Annotated in this window: 15 protein-coding genes; 10 read left to right on the top strand and 5 right to left on the bottom strand. The window is 71.8% G+C overall.

Annotated elements, in window-relative coordinates; translation table 11 throughout:
- Positions 1-431 precede the first annotated feature (431 nt).
- Together IA22_RS0114650 and IA22_RS0114645 are read left to right on the top strand one after the other, a co-directional pair.
- Positions 432-1346, top strand: a complete 915-nt coding sequence (locus IA22_RS0114650; RefSeq protein WP_030123864.1) for a helix-turn-helix domain-containing protein — start codon at positions 432-434, stop codon at positions 1344-1346.
- Between the two features lie 177 nt (positions 1347-1523).
- The gene (locus IA22_RS0114645; protein ID WP_014154495.1) at positions 1524-2513 is read left to right on the top strand and encodes a malate dehydrogenase; all 990 of its coding nucleotides are present in this window, start codon (positions 1524-1526) and stop codon (positions 2511-2513) included.
- A 106-nt stretch (positions 2514-2619) separates the two neighbouring features.
- Here IA22_RS0114645 and IA22_RS0114640 read toward each other — a convergent pair whose 3' ends face one another.
- A complete protein-coding gene (locus IA22_RS0114640; RefSeq protein WP_014154494.1) occupies positions 2620-3132 on the bottom strand; it encodes a carboxymuconolactone decarboxylase family protein in 513 nt (170 codons plus the stop codon).
- A 47-nt stretch (positions 3133-3179) separates the two neighbouring features.
- Between IA22_RS0114640 and pdxR the strand changes: the two genes are divergently transcribed.
- From pdxR to IA22_RS0114625, 3 genes are all read left to right on the top strand, one after another.
- Positions 3180-4580, top strand: a complete 1401-nt coding sequence (gene pdxR / locus IA22_RS0114635) for a MocR-like pyridoxine biosynthesis transcription factor PdxR (protein ID WP_030123863.1) — start codon at positions 3180-3182, stop codon at positions 4578-4580.
- Positions 4581-4708: 128 nt separating this feature from the next.
- The gene (locus tag IA22_RS0114630; RefSeq protein ID WP_014154492.1) at positions 4709-4984 is read left to right on the top strand and encodes a hypothetical protein; all 276 of its coding nucleotides are present in this window, start codon (positions 4709-4711) and stop codon (positions 4982-4984) included.
- Positions 4985-4992: 8 nt separating this feature from the next.
- The gene (locus tag IA22_RS0114625; protein WP_014154491.1) at positions 4993-6180 is read left to right on the top strand and encodes a glutathionylspermidine synthase family protein; all 1188 of its coding nucleotides are present in this window, start codon (positions 4993-4995) and stop codon (positions 6178-6180) included.
- A 31-nt stretch (positions 6181-6211) separates the two neighbouring features.
- Here the strand turns inward: IA22_RS0114625 and rocD are convergent, their stop codons facing one another.
- Positions 6212-7417 (bottom strand): ornithine--oxo-acid transaminase, encoded by a 1206-nt coding sequence (rocD, locus tag IA22_RS0114620; RefSeq protein ID WP_015578445.1) that lies wholly within the window; start codon positions 7415-7417, stop codon positions 6212-6214.
- A gap of 316 nt (positions 7418-7733) precedes the next feature.
- On the opposite strand from rocD, the gene trpS reads away from it, so the two are divergent.
- Positions 7734-8747: a tryptophan--tRNA ligase gene (gene trpS / locus IA22_RS0114615; RefSeq protein ID WP_030123862.1), complete on the top strand. Its 1014-nt coding sequence runs from the start codon at positions 7734-7736 to the stop codon at positions 8745-8747.
- Between the two features lie 89 nt (positions 8748-8836).
- On the top strand, positions 8837-9427 hold the full coding sequence (locus tag IA22_RS0114610; protein ID WP_014154488.1) for a 2'-5' RNA ligase family protein: 591 nt from the start codon (positions 8837-8839) through the stop codon (positions 9425-9427).
- An 8-nt stretch (positions 9428-9435) separates the two neighbouring features.
- Here IA22_RS0114610 and IA22_RS0114605 read toward each other — a convergent pair whose 3' ends face one another.
- Together IA22_RS0114605 and IA22_RS0114600 are read right to left on the bottom strand one after the other, a co-directional pair.
- Complete coding sequence (locus IA22_RS0114605) at positions 9436-10194, bottom strand: decaprenylphospho-beta-D-erythro-pentofuranosid-2-ulose 2-reductase (protein ID WP_030123861.1); 759 nt, start codon at positions 10192-10194, stop codon at positions 9436-9438.
- A gap of 74 nt (positions 10195-10268) precedes the next feature.
- Positions 10269-11618, bottom strand: coding sequence for an FAD-binding oxidoreductase (locus IA22_RS0114600; protein WP_030123860.1), 1350 nt, complete (start codon positions 11616-11618; stop codon positions 10269-10271).
- 128 nt (positions 11619-11746) lie between these two features.
- Here IA22_RS0114600 and IA22_RS0114595 point away from each other — a divergent pair, with 128 nt between their 5' ends.
- Positions 11747-12688, top strand: a complete 942-nt coding sequence (locus IA22_RS0114595; protein WP_014154485.1) for a YihY/virulence factor BrkB family protein — start codon at positions 11747-11749, stop codon at positions 12686-12688.
- Here the strand turns inward: IA22_RS0114595 and IA22_RS0114590 are convergent.
- Positions 12636-13898 carry a D-alanyl-D-alanine carboxypeptidase family protein gene (locus IA22_RS0114590; protein WP_014154484.1) on the bottom strand — a complete coding sequence of 421 codons (1263 nt, stop codon included), beginning with the start codon at positions 13896-13898 and terminating at the stop codon, positions 12636-12638. The genes IA22_RS0114595 and IA22_RS0114590 overlap by 53 nt on opposite strands.
- A 121-nt stretch (positions 13899-14019) precedes the next feature.
- Here IA22_RS0114590 and IA22_RS0114585 point away from each other — a divergent pair, with 121 nt between their 5' ends.
- Both IA22_RS0114585 and IA22_RS0114580 read left to right on the top strand, forming a co-directional pair.
- Positions 14020-14265 carry an SCO4848 family membrane protein gene (locus IA22_RS0114585; RefSeq protein WP_014154483.1) on the top strand — a complete coding sequence of 82 codons (246 nt, stop codon included), beginning with the start codon at positions 14020-14022 and terminating at the stop codon, positions 14263-14265.
- Positions 14266-14325: 60 nt separating this feature from the next.
- Entirely contained in the window at positions 14326-15690 is a 1365-nt protein-coding gene (locus IA22_RS0114580; protein ID WP_030123859.1) for a metallophosphoesterase, read from the top strand.
- Positions 15691-15704: the final 14 nt, after the last annotated feature.

The raw sequence follows: 15704 nt of genomic DNA, 5'->3' as shown, positions 1-15704 counted from the left end.
CACCCGAGGAGGTGTCCGTCCCCTCCCCCGAGGAGGGACGGACACCTGACAGGACGCCGCTCAAGAAGCTCCGGAATGGGGCGACTTGAAGGGCCTTGCCCTGTCCTGGACCAAGAGTCATGGACATGAGGTACCGGATTCAAGGGATGCCTTGCCCCTGTGGCACGGAAGTGACCATTCCGCCACGGTGTGATCGCCTGGCAACGGTGTGTACGGACCGCGCGGTGGACGCTACGCCGTTCGACGGAGAGCGCGCTCCTGCCGAATGCCCCTGTGCGCCCCTTTGTCCTGAACCTGTGTGGTGGATGCGCGCATCCTTCTGGGTAGTCCGGGGCGCGGGGCCGATCGTTCCGGTCGCAGAGGGGAGGCGCCCGACGTCGGGGCGCCGGGGTGCGACGGGAACGCCCCGGTGGAATCGACGGGGGGAAGCGATGCCTCGCTGGAAGGCGTTACCGGAAGAACTCGACCCTTCGTTACGGGAGTTCGCGGCCCGGCTGCGCGGACTGGTGGACCGCAGTGGACTGAGTCCGGCCGCGGTCGCCGACCGCACCGGCTACAGCAGGACGTCCTGGGAGCGCTATCTCAACGGCGGGCTGCTCGCGCCCAGGGGAGCGGTCGTCGCGCTCGCCGAGGTGACGGGCGCGGAGCCGCACCAGCTGACGATGGCGTGGGAGGCGGCCGAACGGGCCTGGAGCCGCTCCGAGACGCGCCACCACATGACGATGGAGGCCATCAGGGCCTCCCGGGCGCGCGCGACACCCGGCGAGGCGGGGGTGGCCGCGGCCCCCGTGGCGAGCCGGCGCCCGAGCCGCACGGCCGGTGGCGCCGGTCCCGACCGGTCCCGGCGCGGCGGCCGTCGCAGGGCCGCGCTGTTCCTCGCGGGTGTCGTGGGCGCGCTCCTGCTGGTGGCCGGGGCGGTGCTGCTCATCGATCTGGGCGGGGACGACGACGCCGGCGCGGTGCCCGCGGCACCGTCGGCCGGAGCCGGTACCGGGGCTCCCCGGTCGCCCTCCGTCGTCGGGTGCGGCGGCGCCGGCTGCGCCGGGCAGGATCCGGAAACCACGGGCTGCGGCGGCCGGTTCGCCGACACGGTGGCCAGGGCGACCGTCGGCGGTGCCCTCGTCGAGGTGCGCTGGAGCGCGACCTGCGGGGCGGCGTGGGCCCGTATCACCCGGGCGTCCGCGGGAGACACGGTGAGGATCACCGCCGGCTCGTCGGAGCAGGAAGGCGCGGTGGGCGCCGAGGCCGAGGCGTACACCCCGATGGTCGCTGCGGACCAGGCCTCGGACGCCAGGGCGTGCGCGATCCTCGTCTCCGGGACGACCGGCTGCACCGCGCCGGGCTGATCGACGCGCGGCGGCTGCGTTGCGTAACCGACTGTGTGCGGTCCCACAGGGGGGCGGGCGGTCCGGGCGGCGACGGTCGGATAGCCTGACGGCTGGATATCTCTTCACATCAAGATTCAGAGATGTCCAGCACCAGGGGCAGGGACCCCCACCGCCAGCTGTCTAACGGAGATCGCCATGACCCGCACTCCCGTGAATGTCACCGTGACCGGCGCAGCCGGCCAGATCGGCTACGCGCTGCTCTTCCGCATCGCCTCCGGCCACCTGCTCGGCCCGGACGTGCCGGTCAACCTGCGACTCCTCGAGATCCCGCAGGGCCTGAAGGCCGCAGAGGGCACCGCCATGGAGCTCGACGACTGCGCGTTCCCGCTGCTGCGCAACATCGAGATCACCGACAACCCCGACGTCGGTTTCGCCGGCGCCAACGTCGCTCTCCTCGTCGGCGCCCGCCCGCGCACCAAGGGCATGGAGCGCGGCGACCTGCTGTCCGCCAACGGCGGCATCTTCAAGCCGCAGGGCAAGGCCATCAACGACAACGCCGCGGACGACATCAAGGTCCTCGTCGTCGGCAACCCCGCCAACACCAACGCCCTCATCGCGCAGGCCGCCGCGCCGGACGTACCGGCCGAGCGCTTCACCGCGATGACCCGTCTGGACCACAACCGCGCGATCTCGCAGCTGGCCGCCAAGACCGGTGCCGCCGTCTCCGACATCAAGCGTCTGACGATCTGGGGCAACCACTCGGCGACCCAGTACCCGGACATCTTCCACGCGGAGATCGCCGGCAAGAACGCCGCCGAGGTCGTCAACGACGAGGTGTGGCTGGCCGACACCTTCATCCCGACCGTCGCCAAGCGCGGCGCCGCGATCATCGAGGCCCGTGGCGCGTCCTCCGCCGCGTCCGCCGCCAACGCCGCCATCGACCACGTGCACACGTGGGTCAACGGCACCGCCGAGGGCGACTGGACCTCGATGGGCATCCCGTCGGACGGCTCCTACGGCGTCCCCGAGGGCATCATCTCCTCCTTCCCGGTCACCACGAAGGACGGAAAGTACGAGATCGTCCAGGGCCTGGACATCAACGAGTTCTCCCGCGCGCGCATCGACGCGTCCGTGCAGGAGCTCATCGAGGAGCGCGACGCGGTCCGCGAGCTCGGCCTGATCTGACCGGAGTCCGGCCGGCGGCCGGACCCGGAGCCGTAGGAGGGCGCCCCCGACAGCGACTGCTGCCGGGGGCGCCCTCCTGCGTACGTCCTGAGCCGCCGCCCGCCGTTCAGTGCTTGACGTCGCCGGGCGTGTAGTGGCCCGGGGTCAGCCGTGCGGTCACCCCGAACCGGTTCCAGGCGTTGATCACCGTGATCGCGGCGATCAGCTGGGCGAGCTCGGCCTCCTCGAAGTGCTCGGCGGCCTTCGCGTAGACCTCGTCCGGCACGAAACCGTCGGTCAGGACGGTCACCGCCTCCGTCAGCCGGATCGCCGCCAGCTCCTTCTCCGTGTAGAAGTGCCGCGACTCCTCCCATGCGTCGAGCTGGATGATCCGCTCGACGGACTCACCCGCCGCGAGGGCGTCCTTCGCGTGCATGTCGAGGCAGAACGCGCAGTGGTTGATCTGCGACGCCCGGATCTTCACCAGTTCCAGGAGCGTCGGGTCGAGGCCCTTACGGGAGGCCGCGTCCAGCCGGACCATGGCCTTGTAGACATCGGGGGCGAGCTGGGCCCACGGGAGACGGGCGGGGTGCTCCGGGGCGTTCTCGGCAGGTGCGAGGGAGTGCGGGTGCGTGGTCATGGAATGGACGCTAACGGTCGGATGGCGCACCGGTATGGTCCATTTCCATGACAGATTCCTGGGCCGCTTTCGGTGCCGACCTGCACATCGAACCCGTCGGCGCCGGCCTGCGCAGCGGGCTGATGAACGCGCTGCGCGAAGCCGTCCGGACCGGACGGCTGACGCCCGGCACCCGGTTGCCCTCCTCCCGGACGCTCGCCTCCGATCTGGGGATCGCCCGTAACACCGTCGCCGACGCCTACGCGGAGCTGGTGGCCGAGGGCTGGCTCACCGCACGGCAGGGTTCCGGGACCAGGGTCGCGCAGCGGGCCGCGCCGCCCGGGCCGGCCGCCCGGGGGGCCAGGCCCCGGCCGGTGCGCCGCCGCCCCGCCCACAACCTGATGCCGGGGTCGCCCGACCTCTCGTCCTTCCCCCGTGCCGAATGGCTCAAGGCCTCCAGGCGTGCCCTCGCCGCCGCTCCCGACGCGGCCTTCGGCTACGACGACCCGCGGGGCCGCGTCGAGCTGCGGACCGCCCTGGCGGACTACCTGGCCCGGGCACGCGGGGTGTACGCGGACCCGGAACGCATCGTGATCTGCTCCGGGTTCGTCCACGGGCTCACGCTGATGGGGAAGGTGCTGCGCCGCCACGGGGTGCGGGGGACCGCCGTCGAGTCCTACGGACTGGACATCCACTGGAACCTGCTGACCGAGGCCGGTCTGCGCACCCCGGGCATTCCGGTCGACGCGCTCGGGGCCAGGACCGGGGCGTTGCGGGAGACACCGGGGGTGGGCGCCGTCCTGCTGACGCCCGCCCACCAGTTCCCCACGGGCGTCCCGCTCCACCCCGACCGGAGGGCCGAGGCGGTCGACTGGGCGCGGTCCTCGGGCGGACTGATCCTGGAGGACGACTACGACGGCGAGTTCCGCTACGACCGCCAGCCGGTGGGCGCACTCCAGGGGCTCGATCCGGAACGGGTCGTCTACCTCGGGACGGCCAGCAAGTCGCTGGCGCCCGGCCTGCGGCTGGCCTGGATGGTGCTGCCGGAAGGGCTGGTGGAGGAGGTGTGCGACGCGAAGGGCGGATTCGACTGGATGTCCGGGGCGCTGGACCAGCTGACGCTCGCGGAGTTCATCGCGTCAGGGGCGTACGACCGGCATGTGCGGGCCGTGCGGCTGCGCTACCGGCGCCGCCGTGACCAGCTCGTCGAGGCTCTGGCGGAGCGGGCTCCGGACTTCCGGGTGAGCGGCATCGCGGCGGGGCTGCACGCCGTCCTCGAACTTCCCGGCGGGACGGAGCAGACGGTCGTCCAGGCGGCCACCTGGCAAGGGCTCGCGCTGGAGCGGCTGTCACGCTTCCGGCACCGGGACGCGGAGCCGGGCCGTGACGGACTGGTCATCGGCTACGGCACACCGTCGGAGAGCGGCTGGGCCGGTGCGCTCGACGCTCTCTGCCGGGTGCTCCCGTAGACGGGATGTGAGGGGATGCGGGGGAGTGGGCGGCACCGGGTTTCAGCCGAGGGGGCCGTGCATCTAATCTGACTGGCAGTTCGCGGGTGGGCTGCCACCGGCTCTTGGGTACGACGGGGGAACAGGACATGGACAGGCGCAAGCTGAGGTCGGGCACCGTCGTGCTCGGCGGCATGGGTGTACTCGCGGCGACGCTCACCGCGTGCGGTTCGGAGCCGGACAGGCGGTGCGTCGACCGGGTGACGCAGGAGATCCTGCCCCGTTACGAGTGCGAAGACAGCAACGGCAGCGGCTCCTACTACTACGGCGGCAGCAGCCACAAGAACCGGGTGTCCGGCGGGAGTTTCGACAAGTCGGCGGTCGACCGCGGCGGATTCGGCTCCTCCGGTTCCAGCGGCGGCTGACGACTCCCATGGAACGCCGCACCACGGAGCCGCGCCCCGGATGGCAGGAAACCGTCGAGGAGCAGGGGCTGATCTACCCCCTGACCCGTTACCCGGACGGATCCCTGCGCCCCTACTGGGACGAGAGCGCCTACTACGTCTTCTCGCTGCCCGAGGTCGAGGCACTGGAAGAGGTCGTGGAGGAGCTCCACACCATGTGCCTGGCCGCAGCCGCGCACATCGTCGAGCACGACCGCTTCGCCGACCTCGGGATCACCGACCCGCGGCTCGCGGGCCTGGTCGCCGAGTCCTGGCGACGCCGTGCCGAACTCCCCTCCCTGTACGGCAGGTTCGACCTCCGGTACGACGGGACCGGTCCGGCCAGGATGCTGGAGTACAACGCGGACACCCCCACCTCCCTGGTGGAGGCCGCGAGCCCCCAGTGGTTCTGGATGGAGGACCGCTTCCCCGGCGCCGACCAGTGGAACTCCCTGCACGAACGTCTCGTCGACGCGTGGAAGCGGCAGGCCCCGCTGCTGCCCCCGGGCCCCCTGCACTTCGCCCACTCCGACGGCGACGAGCTCGGCGAGGACCTGATGACGGTGGCGTACCTGCGGGAGACCGCCGCGCAGGCCGGGATCGACACCGAGGCGCTGTCCGTCGAGCGGATCGGCTGGGACAAGCTCTCCGGCCGCTTCGTCGACGAGCGGCTCCGCTTCATCCGCAGCTGCTTCAAGCTGTACCCGTGGGAATGGCTGACCACGGACCGCTTCGGACCGCGTGTGCTGGACACCCTGGACAACGGCGGAGGCACCGGAAGCACCTGCTGGATCGAGCCCGCCTGGAAGATGCTCCTCTCCAACAAGGCGCTGCTGGCCGTCCTCTGGGAGCTGTATCCGGGACACCCCAACCTCCTCCCCGCCTACCTCGACGGCCCCCGTGACATGGCCGGACCCGACGGGGCGGGGTACGTCGCCAAGCCGCTGCTCGGCCGTGAGGGCGCCGGCGTCACCGTCCACGAGCCCGGCAGCGCCGAGGTGCTCCGCGACGAACCCTGCTGCTACCAGGAGCTGGCGCCCCTGCCCGACTTCGCGGGCAACCGGGTGGTGCTGGGCGCGTGGGTGGTCGGGAGTGAGTCCGCCGGGCTCGGCATCAGGGAGTCGGCGGGGCTGGTCACGGACGAGTACGCGCGCTTCCTGCCCCACGTCATCCTCTGAGCCGCCGGCCGGCGGCCCGGCGGGAACGGGTTCAGCCGGCCAGGACGCCGCGGAGCTGGTCCAGGCCCCAGTCCAAGTCCTCCTTGCTGATCACCAGGGGCGGGGCGATCCGGATCGTGGAGCCGTGGGTGTCCTTGACCAGTACCCCGCGCTCCATGAGCTTCTCCGAGATCTCCCGGCCCGTGCCGAGAGCCGGCGAGATGTCGACACCCGCCCACAGACCCCGGCCCCGCACGGCCCGGACCGCGTCGCCGCCGGCCAGCAGACCGAGCTCGGCGTGCAGGTGTCCGCCCAGCTCCGTGGCACGCTGCTGGAACTCACCGGTGCGCAGCATCGCGATCACCTCCAGGGCGACCGCGCAGGCCAGCGGGTTCCCGCCGAACGTGGATCCGTGCTCGCCCGGCCGGTACACACCGAGCACCGCGGCGGAGGACACGACGGCCGAGACGGGCACCACACCCCCGCCCAGGGCCTTCCCCAGCACGTACATGTCGGGCACGACCCCCTCGTGCTCGCAGGCGAACGTGCGGCCGGTGCGGCCCAGGCCCGACTGGATCTCGTCGGCGATGAACAGGACGTCCCGCTCCCGCGTCATCTCCCGCACCCCCGCCAGATAGCCCGGCGGCGGCACCAGCACCCCGGCCTCGCCCTGGATCGGCTCCATCAGCACCGCGACCGTGTTCTCCGTCATCGCCTCGGAGAGCGCGGTGAGATCCCCGTACGGAACGATCTCGAACCCCGGCGTGTACGGGCCGAAGTCGGCCCGCGCCTCCTGGTCCGTGGAGAAGCTGACGATCGTGGTGGTCCTGCCGTGGAAGTTGTCCGCGGCCACGATGATCTTCGCCATCCCGTCGGGGACGCCCTTGACGCGATAGCCCCACTTGCGGGCCGTCTTCACCGCCGTCTCCACGGCCTCCGCCCCGGTGTTCATGGGGAGGACCATCTCCATCCCGCACAGCTCCGCGAGCCGTGTGCAGAAATCCGCGAACCGGTCGTGGTGGAAGGCGCGTGAGGTCAGTGTCACGCGTTCGAGCTGCGCCCTGGCCGCGTCGATCAGCCGCCGGTTGCCGTGCCCGAAGTTGAGCGCCGAATAGCCGGCCAGCATGTCGAGGTAACGGCGCCCCTCGACATCGGTCATCCAGGCGCCGTCCGCCGAGGCGACGACGACCGGCAACGGGTGGTAGTTGTGCGCGCTGTGCGCCTCGGCGGAGGCGATGGCGGTGTCCGTGGTCGACACGGGATCTCCGTTCGTCGTGCGGAGGGGGCGGGGGTGGTGCCCACTTTGTATCGTCGGTCGGATCCAGGTCAGGGAAACCTTCGCCGCCCGGCGCGCCCCGCGACCTCCGGGTCCGGGCCCGCCGCCGCCCCGGGTCCCGTCCCCGCCGGCGCACCGTGTTTCTCGTCTCATCCCGCCCCTCACGAGGCGCGGCGGCCCACCCCCGCCACCGACGGTGCGGTCCTCCCCCCGACCCGGTCGCGGAGCCCCTTCCGGCGGCCTCAGATTTCCCGCACCGGTTGCCGGAGATGGGTTCCACACCTGAGACAATGAACGCATGGCCTCTGATCGACCCCGCGTGCTTTCCGGAATCCAGCCCACCGCAGGCTCGTTCCACCTCGGCAACTATCTCGGTGCGGTCCGCCAGTGGGTGGCGCTGCAGGAGTCCCACGACGCCTTCTACATGGTGGTGGACCTGCACGCGATCACCGTTCCGCAGGATCCGAAGGAACTCCGCGCCAACACCCGGCTCGCCGCCGCCCAGTTGCTGGCGGCCGGGCTCGACCCGGAGCGGTGCACGCTCTTCGTCCAGAGCCATGTCCCCGAACACGCCCAGCTCGGCTGGATCATGAACTGCCTCACCGGCTTCGGCGAGGCGTCGCGCATGACGCAGTTCAAGGACAAGTCCGCCAAGCAGGGTGCGGACCGGGCGACGGTGGGCCTCTTCACCTACCCGGTGCTCCAGGTCGCCGACATCCTGCTGTACCAGGCGAACCAGGTCCCGGTCGGCGAGGACCAGCGCCAGCACATCGAGCTCACCCGGGACCTCGCCGAGCGGTTCAACGGCCGCTTCGGCCCGACGTTCACGGTCCCGGCGCCGTACATCCTCAAGGAGACGGCGAAGATCTTCGACCTCCAGGACCCGGCGATCAAGATGAGCAAGTCGGCGTCCACGCCGAAGGGCCTCATCAACCTCCTCGACGACCCGAAGGTCACCGCCAAGAAGGTCAGGAGCGCGGTCACCGACACGGACACCGTGATCCGCTACGACGCGGAGAAGAAGCCCGGTGTCAGCAACCTGCTGAGCATCTACTCCACCCTCACCGGCACCGCCGTCCCGGACCTGGAGCAGAAGTACGAGGGCAAGGGCTACGGCGCGCTCAAGACCGACCTCGCCGAGGTCATGGTGGAGTTCGTCACCCCGTTCCGGACCCGGACCCAGGAGTACCTGGACGACCCGGAGACCCTGGACGCCCTCCTGGCCAAGGGAGCGGAGAAGGCCAGGACCGTCGCCGCCGAGACGCTCGCGCAGACCTACGACCGTATGGGTCTTCTGCCTGCGAAGCACTGAGTCCAAGGACCCTGGCGGTACGGCGTCCGGAGGGGCCACACTGGCGTCGGGACGACGAACGACAACTTTCGAGGATTGAGGAGAACGACGTGGGGACCGTAACGCTCGGCGTTTCGATCGCGGTCCCGGAGCCGTACGGCAGCCTGCTCCAGCAGCGGCGCGCGAGCTTCGGGGACCCTGCCGCGTACGGCATCCCCACCCACGTCACCCTCCTTCCGCCGACCGAGGCCGAGGCGGCCGACCTGCCCGCGATCGAGACCCACCTGTCCCAGATCGCCACGGCCGGCCGCCCGTTCCCGATGCGGCTCTCCGGCACGGGCACCTTCCGCCCGCTGTCGCCGGTCGTCTTCGTCCAGGTCGTCGAAGGGGCCTCGGCCTGTTCCTGGCTCCAGAAGCGGGTCCGGGAGGCCTCCGGGCCCCTGGTGCGCGAGCTGCAGTTCCCGTACCACCCGCACGTGACCGTGGCGCACGGCATCGCCGAGGAGGCCATGGACCGCGCGTACGAGGAGCTCTCCTCGTACGAGGCCGCCTGGACCTGCGGTTCCTTCGCGCTGTACGAACAGGGCCCCGACGCGGTCTGGCGCAAGATCAACGAGTTCCCGTTCGGCGGCGGCGGGACCACGCCCGCCGTGCCGGCCCAGGGCGGCAGCTCCATGGACCAGCCCTCCCTCCACCCCTGAACCGGGTCCTAGCGCACCGGCAGCCGCCGGAACAGCGGACGCGGCACGTGCCGCAGGGCCGACATCACGACGCGCAGGGCCCCGGGCACCCACACCGTCTCCGAGCGCCGCCGCAGCCCCGTCACGATCGCGTCCGCGACCGCCCCCGGGGTCGTGGCGAGCGGCGCCTCCTCACGCCCCGCCGTCATCCGTGACCGTACGAAGCCGGGACGTACGACCATCACGTGCACCCCCGTCCCGTGCAGCGCGTCGCCGAGCCCCTGCGCGAAGACGTCCAGGCCCGCCTTGCTGGAGCCGTAGATGAAGTCGGCGCGCCGGGCCCGTTCGCCGGCTGCCGCGGAGAGCACCACCAGCGAGCCGTGCCCCTGCGCCTGGAGCGCGCCGGCGCACACCAGCCCGGCGGAGACCGCCCCTGTGTAGTTCGTCTGCGCCACCCGCACCGCGGACAGCGGCTCCTCCTCGTCGCGCGCCTGGTCGCCCAGCACACCGAAGGCCAGCAGCACCATGTCGATGTCCCCCTCGGTGAAGATCTTGCCGAGCACCTCCTCGTGCGAGGCGGAGTCGAGCGCGTCGAAGGGGACGGTACGGACGTCGGCCCCCAGCTCGCGCAGCTCCGCCGCGGCCCGTTCAAGAGCGGGGGAGGGCCGTCCGGCCAGGCGTACGGTCCGGGTGCGGCGGGCGATCAGCCGCCGTGCCGTGGCCAGCCCGATCTCCGAGGTGCCGCCGAGGACGAGCAGGGACTGCGGGGCACCGAAGGCGTCCTTCACGGGATAACTCCAAGCGGGGTGACGGGAGAGAGTGCGGGCGGGGCGGGACGTGGGGGACGGGACGGGCCGACGGGTCAGAGCACGAGACGCCGGGACAGGTCGGACCGGAAGGCACCCTCGGGATCCAGCTCCCCGCGCAGGGCCCGGAACTCCGGAAGCCTCGGGTACATCGCGGCCAGCAGGCCGGGCCTCAGCCGCGCGTCCTTCGCGAGGCAGACCCGGCCTCCCGCCGCGGCCACCTCCTCGTCCAGCACGTCGAGCAGACGCGCGAGACCGGGCAGTCCGGCGGGCAGTCCGAAGGAGAGCGTCCAGCCCGGCGCCGGGAACGAGAGCCAGCCCGGGCCGCTCTCCCCGAACCGCTTGAGCACGGCGTGGAAGGCGGGGCACCGGCGCACGGTGAGCTGCCGGACGATGCGGTGCAGGGTCTCCTCCTGACCGTGTCCGACGGTGAACTGGTACTGCACGGAGCCGGCCCGCCCCCGTCCACGGCTCCAGCCGGGGGCGGAGTCCAGAGGATGGAAGAAGGCGGGGATCCGCTGCGGCTGCCGGGTCCGCACGGCAGGGGTACCGCGGTGGCGGAGCTCGTTCAGGAGCGCTGTCGGCGCCCGGCCGAGCAGCCCCTCGGGGACGAGAGCCCGTGCGGAGGGCACCGGGCCCGGACGGAAGGTGAGGGCCGTACGCCGGGCGTGAGCCGGGAGCGCGTCCAGGGGCACGTGCTCCCCGCGGGTGACGACGCCGCGGCCCGTCGATCTCCCGCGGGCCAGGAGGTCGATCCAGGCGGCCGCGTAGGGAGTGCCGTCGCCGCAGGCGGCGAGGCGGGCCAGCACCCCGTCCAGGTCCGCCGCCCGCGCGGTGTCGACCGACATCAGCGAGGTGGTGACGGGGCGCAGCCCGAGGGTTGCGGAGAGGACGACACCGGTCAGTCCCAGACCGCCGAGGGTCGCACCGAAGAGATCGGTGCCCGGCAGTACCGTCCGCACCTCCCCGTCGGCGGTCAGCAGCTCCAGGGAGCGCACATGACGGGCGAAGGAGCCCGCGGTCCGGTGGTTCCTGCCGTGGACGTCGGAGCCGATGGCCCCGCCGACGGTGACATGGCCGGTCGCCGGGGTGACCGGGAGGAACCAGCCGAGCGGGAGCAGCGTCGCCAGCAGCCGGCGCAGGCTCACCCCCGCGTCGCAGACCACCGTCCCGGCGACGGCGTCGACCGAGCGGATCCGGTCCAGCGCGGTCATGTCGAGCACGGAGCCGCCCGCGTTCTGCGCGGCGTCACCGTGGGCGCGCCCCAGCCCGCGGGCGACCACCCCACGCGGTCCACGCCCGCGCACGACCGCCGCGGCCTCCTCGTACGTACGCGGACGGAACCGCAGCGCGGCCGTCGGGGAGGTACGGCCCCAGCCGGTCAAGGACACCGTGTCGACAGACATGATCGTGACCGTATCGCCCGGCAAAACCCATTTGAGGGATTTGTTACAGCACTCACCGAAATGGGTGATTGCTGGTCCGGGTCGCCCCGCACCCCGGTTTTCTGCGCTCCGACGGGTACGCGTAGGGAATGGACTGGCTGAAAAACCTTCCCGTCATCGGGCCGCTCGTCGCACGGCTGATGGAGACGCACGCCTGGCGCTCCTACGAGACGCTGGAACGGGTCCACTGGGCCAGGCTCGCCGCGGCGATCACCTTCCTCAGCTTCCTCGCGCTCTTCCCGCTGATCGCGGTCGGTGCCGCGATCGGTGCCGCGCTGCTCTCCCCCCAGCAGCTCGACACGATCGAGGACAAACTCGCCGACCAGGTGCCCGGCATCTCGGACCAGCTCGGCATCGACAGCCTGGTCGCCCACGCGGGCACGGTGGGGGTCGTCGCCGGTGCCCTGCTGCTCTTCACCGGCATCGGCTGGATCGGCTCCATGCGGGACTGCCTGCGGGCCGTGTGGGAGAAGGACGACGTGGACGAGGGGAACCCGGTCGTCCGCAAGATCAAGGACGCCGGCCTCCTGATCGGCCTCGGCGGTGCCGCGCTCGCGACCCTCGCCGTGTCCACCGTCGCCTCCACCGCCATCGGCTGGACGGTCGACCGCCTGGGCATCCCCGAGGACGGCGTGGGCGGGGTGCTGCTCCAGCTGGCCGCCGTCCTCGTGGCGATGTTCGCCGACTTCCTGATCCTGCTCTACCTGCTGACACTGCTGCCCGGCGTGGAGCCGCCGCGCCGCCGGCTGATCGTGGCCGGCCTGGTCGGCGCGGTCGGCTTCGAGCTGCTCAAGCTGCTGCTCGGCAGCTACATGAGGGACGTCGCGTCGAAGAGCATGTACGGCGCCTTCGGTGTGCCGATCGCGCTCCTCCTGTGGATCAACTTCAGCGCGAAACTGCTGCTGGTCTGCGCGGCCTGGACGGCGACGCCGAGCAAGGACGAGGTGGCGGACGCGAAGGACGCCGAGGACACGGACGTCAGCGGCGGGGGAGGCGACGCACCAGGTCGGGCAGCGGCCAGCGCCGGTTGACCAGGAACGCCCCGGCGGCCAGGGCCACCAGCAGTCCGCCGACGACCGACAGCGCGGTCCAGACCCCGCTGGAGCCGGCGGCGGCCGCGTGGGTCGTCCCGGCGGCCCGCTCCTTCCCCTCCAGGCCCTCCGTGCCCTCCTTGCCCTTGCCCGTCGCGGGTTCGGAGCCCTTCGAGACCACGGCCGACTTCGGCGGCACCAGCTCACCGACCGGGGTCACCTTGCCGCTCGCCGCGAAACCCCAGTCCAGGAGGGCGGCCGCCTCCTTGTAGACGGCGTGGCTCTCCTCCGACGAGGGGTTCATGACCGTCACCAGAAGCACCCGCCCGTCGCGTTCGGCGATCCCCGTGAAGGTGTTGCCCGCGTGGGTGGTGTAACCGTTCTTGACGCCCGCGATGCCCTTGTACGGCTCCACCCCGATGTCCCCGGTGATCAGCCGGTTGGTGTTCTGGATCTCGAAGCTCTTCCGCTTCTTGCCCTTCTTCACCTCGCCGGGGAACTCGGCCGTGGCCGTCGCGGCGTACTCCCTGAAGTCCGCCTTCTGCATCCCGCTCCGGGCGAACAGGGTCAGGTCGTAGGCGCTGGAGACCTGCCGCGGGGCGTCGTAACCGTCGGGTGAGACCACCGTGGTGTCCAGGGCCTGGAGCTCCTCGGCGTGGCGCTGCATCGCGGCGACCGTCGCGGGCACGCCGCCGTACATCTCGGACAGCACGTGCACCGCGTCGTTGCCGGAGCGCAGGAACACCCCGAGCCACAGGTCGTGGACCGTGTACGAGTGGTCCTCCTTGACGCCCACCAGGCTGCTCCCCTCGCCCACGCCGGAGAGCTCGTCCTCGGTCACCAGGTGCGTCAGCGTCTTCGGCTGCAGCGCGGGCAGGACCGTGTCGGCGAAGAGCATCTTCAGGGTGGAGGCGGGCGGCAGCCGCCAGTGCGCGTTGTGCGACGCGAGCACCTGCCCGTCCTCCGCGTCGGCGACGATCCACGACCGCGCGCTGAGGTCCTTGGGAAGCACCGGGGCGCCCGGCCCCAGATCGACCTGGGTGCCCACCTGACCGAGCCGGGCACCGCCGACGGTCGACATCGGACCGGTCGGCTTCGGCTGTTTCTCCTCGGTCTTGTCCTTGTCGGCCGCCCCCGCGGGACTGACGACACATAGGGACAGCAATGCGGCAGAGATGACCGTCACGACGGTCTTTTTCAGAGCAAGCACGGTCGGAAACGTACAGGGAGTTGCGGAGCGCGGGGACCCGGATGGCCTGACCCGCCGTGCGTACCGCTGGGACAGCCCACCCCGGGCGATCCGGCCGCGGCGCTGCGGCGATACTGATTCCATGAAGCTCAGCCGCCCCGTTTCCTGGTTCCTGCTCGTCTTCGGAGCGTGGAGCTGGGTCATCTGGGTCACCTTTGTCAAGAATCTCTGGAAGGACGGCAGCGGTCTCGCGTTCGACGACGCGGGAGCCCCGACCGCCTACTTCTGGGTCCATCTCCTGCTCGCCGTCACCTCGTTTCTTCTGGGGACGGCTGTAGGGGTCATCGGGTTCCGTGGTGTCAGGGCTTCGCGTCGCGAAGGAAGATGACGGGCGGGGCGTGGGGCGCCGTCCGGACAAGATCGTTTCAGCGGGGGAGTGTACGTGGTTGTGGTCTTCGTGCTCGTGGCGGTCGCGGTTCTCGCGCTGCTCGCGGCCGTGCACCGGTATGTGTGGCGCCGGCTGATCGGTGACACGACACGGAAGGGCGGCGTCGCCCGCCGCGCGGGGACCGTCGCGGCCTTCGTGCTGCCCCTGCTGTCCGTCGGGGCTCTCGTCTCCGGCCGGGCGGGGTTCCCCTTCCGGCTGCAGCAGGTACTGGCCTGGCCGGGCTTCCTCTGGCTGGCCGCCCTGCTCTACCTGACACTGGCTCTGCTCCTCGGGGAGGCCGTCCGCCCGCTGCTGCGCCGGATGCTCGCGCGCCGGGCCGGACCGGCCGCCGCGACGGCCTCAGAACACGCGGACCGGCCGGCCGAGGAGCCCGCCGGAGTGCACGCGGACCCGGCCGGCGCGGTCGTCGGGCCGGGCGCGGCACCGGCCGTCGCGGCGCCCCCGGAGACCGCCCCGGGCCCTGACGTGGATGGAGCCCCGGGCGGTACCCGTACCGGCCTCGCGGAAGCCCCCGAGGTCACGGCCCCGGCCGTCGCCGACCCGTCGCGGAGGCTGTTCGTCGCCCGCGCCGTCGGCGGAGCGGCGGCCCTCGCCGGGCTCGGAACGGTCGGATACGGCACCTACGGGGTGCTGCGCGGCCCGCGGGTCAAGCGGGTCACCGTGCCGCTCGCCGGACTGCCGCGCTCGGCCCACCGCTTCCGTATCGCCGTGGTCAGCGACATCCACCTCGGCCCGATCCTGGGCCGCGCCCACACCCGGCGCATCGTCGACACGATCAACGCCACGGGCTCCGACCTGGTGGCCGTCGTCGGGGACCTCGTCGACGGTTCCGTCGCCGATCTCGGCAGCGCCGCCGAGCCGCTCGCCGGTCTCGAGGCCCGGCACGGCAGCTTCTTCGTCACCGGCAACCACGAGTACTTCTCCGGCGCGGCCCAGTGGGTCGACCACGTACGCGAGCTGGGCCTGCACCCCCTGGAGAACGCCCGCGTCGAGATCGCCGGCTTCGACCTCGCCGGGGTCAACGACGTCGCGGGTGAGAGCGAGGGGCAGGGCCCCGACTTCGCCCGCGCGCTCGGCGACCGCGACCGCGGCCGCGCCTCCGTCCTGCTCGCACACCAGCCCGTCGTCATCGACGACGCCGTGGAGTACGGCGTCGGTCTCCAGCTCTCCGGCCACACCCACGGAGGCCAGCTCTGGCCCGGGAACATGCTGGCCGAGCTCGCCAACCCCACGGTCGCCGGGCTCGAACGCTACGGCGACACCCAGCTCTACGTCTCGCGCGGCGCGGGAGCCTGGGGTCCGCCGGTGCGTGTCGGCGCCCCCTCGGACATCACGGTGGTGGAACTCGCTTCCCCGCAAGCCTGACCTCGAAACCTGTG

Origin of the sequence: Kitasatospora papulosa, from assembly GCF_000717245.1 — a bacterium.
GTDB lineage: Bacteria > Actinomycetota > Actinomycetes > Streptomycetales > Streptomycetaceae > Streptomyces > Streptomyces papulosus.
Note: the sequence above shows the minus strand (reverse complement) of the source record. Positions and strands in the feature narration are given on the sequence as shown.

What these genes read in the sequence shown, in the direction of transcription:
- IA22_RS0114650 (WP_030123864.1), top strand. Translation starts at nt 432, where the DNA reads ATGCCTCGCTGGAAGGCGTTACCGGAAGAACTCGACCCTTCGTTACGG.
- IA22_RS0114645 (WP_014154495.1), top strand. Translation starts at nt 1,524, where the DNA reads ATGACCCGCACTCCCGTGAATGTCACCGTGACCGGCGCAGCCGGCCAG.
- IA22_RS0114640 (WP_014154494.1), bottom strand. Translation starts at nt 3,132, where the DNA reads ATGACCACGCACCCGCACTCCCTCGCACCTGCCGAGAACGCCCCGGAG.
- pdxR (WP_030123863.1), top strand. Translation starts at nt 3,180, where the DNA reads ATGACAGATTCCTGGGCCGCTTTCGGTGCCGACCTGCACATCGAACCC.
- IA22_RS0114630 (WP_014154492.1), top strand. Translation starts at nt 4,709, where the DNA reads ATGGACAGGCGCAAGCTGAGGTCGGGCACCGTCGTGCTCGGCGGCATG.
- IA22_RS0114625 (WP_014154491.1), top strand. Translation starts at nt 4,993, where the DNA reads ATGGAACGCCGCACCACGGAGCCGCGCCCCGGATGGCAGGAAACCGTC.
- trpS (WP_030123862.1), top strand. Translation starts at nt 7,734, where the DNA reads ATGGCCTCTGATCGACCCCGCGTGCTTTCCGGAATCCAGCCCACCGCA.
- IA22_RS0114600 (WP_030123860.1), bottom strand. Translation starts at nt 11,618, where the DNA reads ATGTCTGTCGACACGGTGTCCTTGACCGGCTGGGGCCGTACCTCCCCG.
- IA22_RS0114595 (WP_014154485.1), top strand. Translation starts at nt 11,747, where the DNA reads ATGGACTGGCTGAAAAACCTTCCCGTCATCGGGCCGCTCGTCGCACGG.
- IA22_RS0114585 (WP_014154483.1), top strand. Translation starts at nt 14,020, where the DNA reads ATGAAGCTCAGCCGCCCCGTTTCCTGGTTCCTGCTCGTCTTCGGAGCG.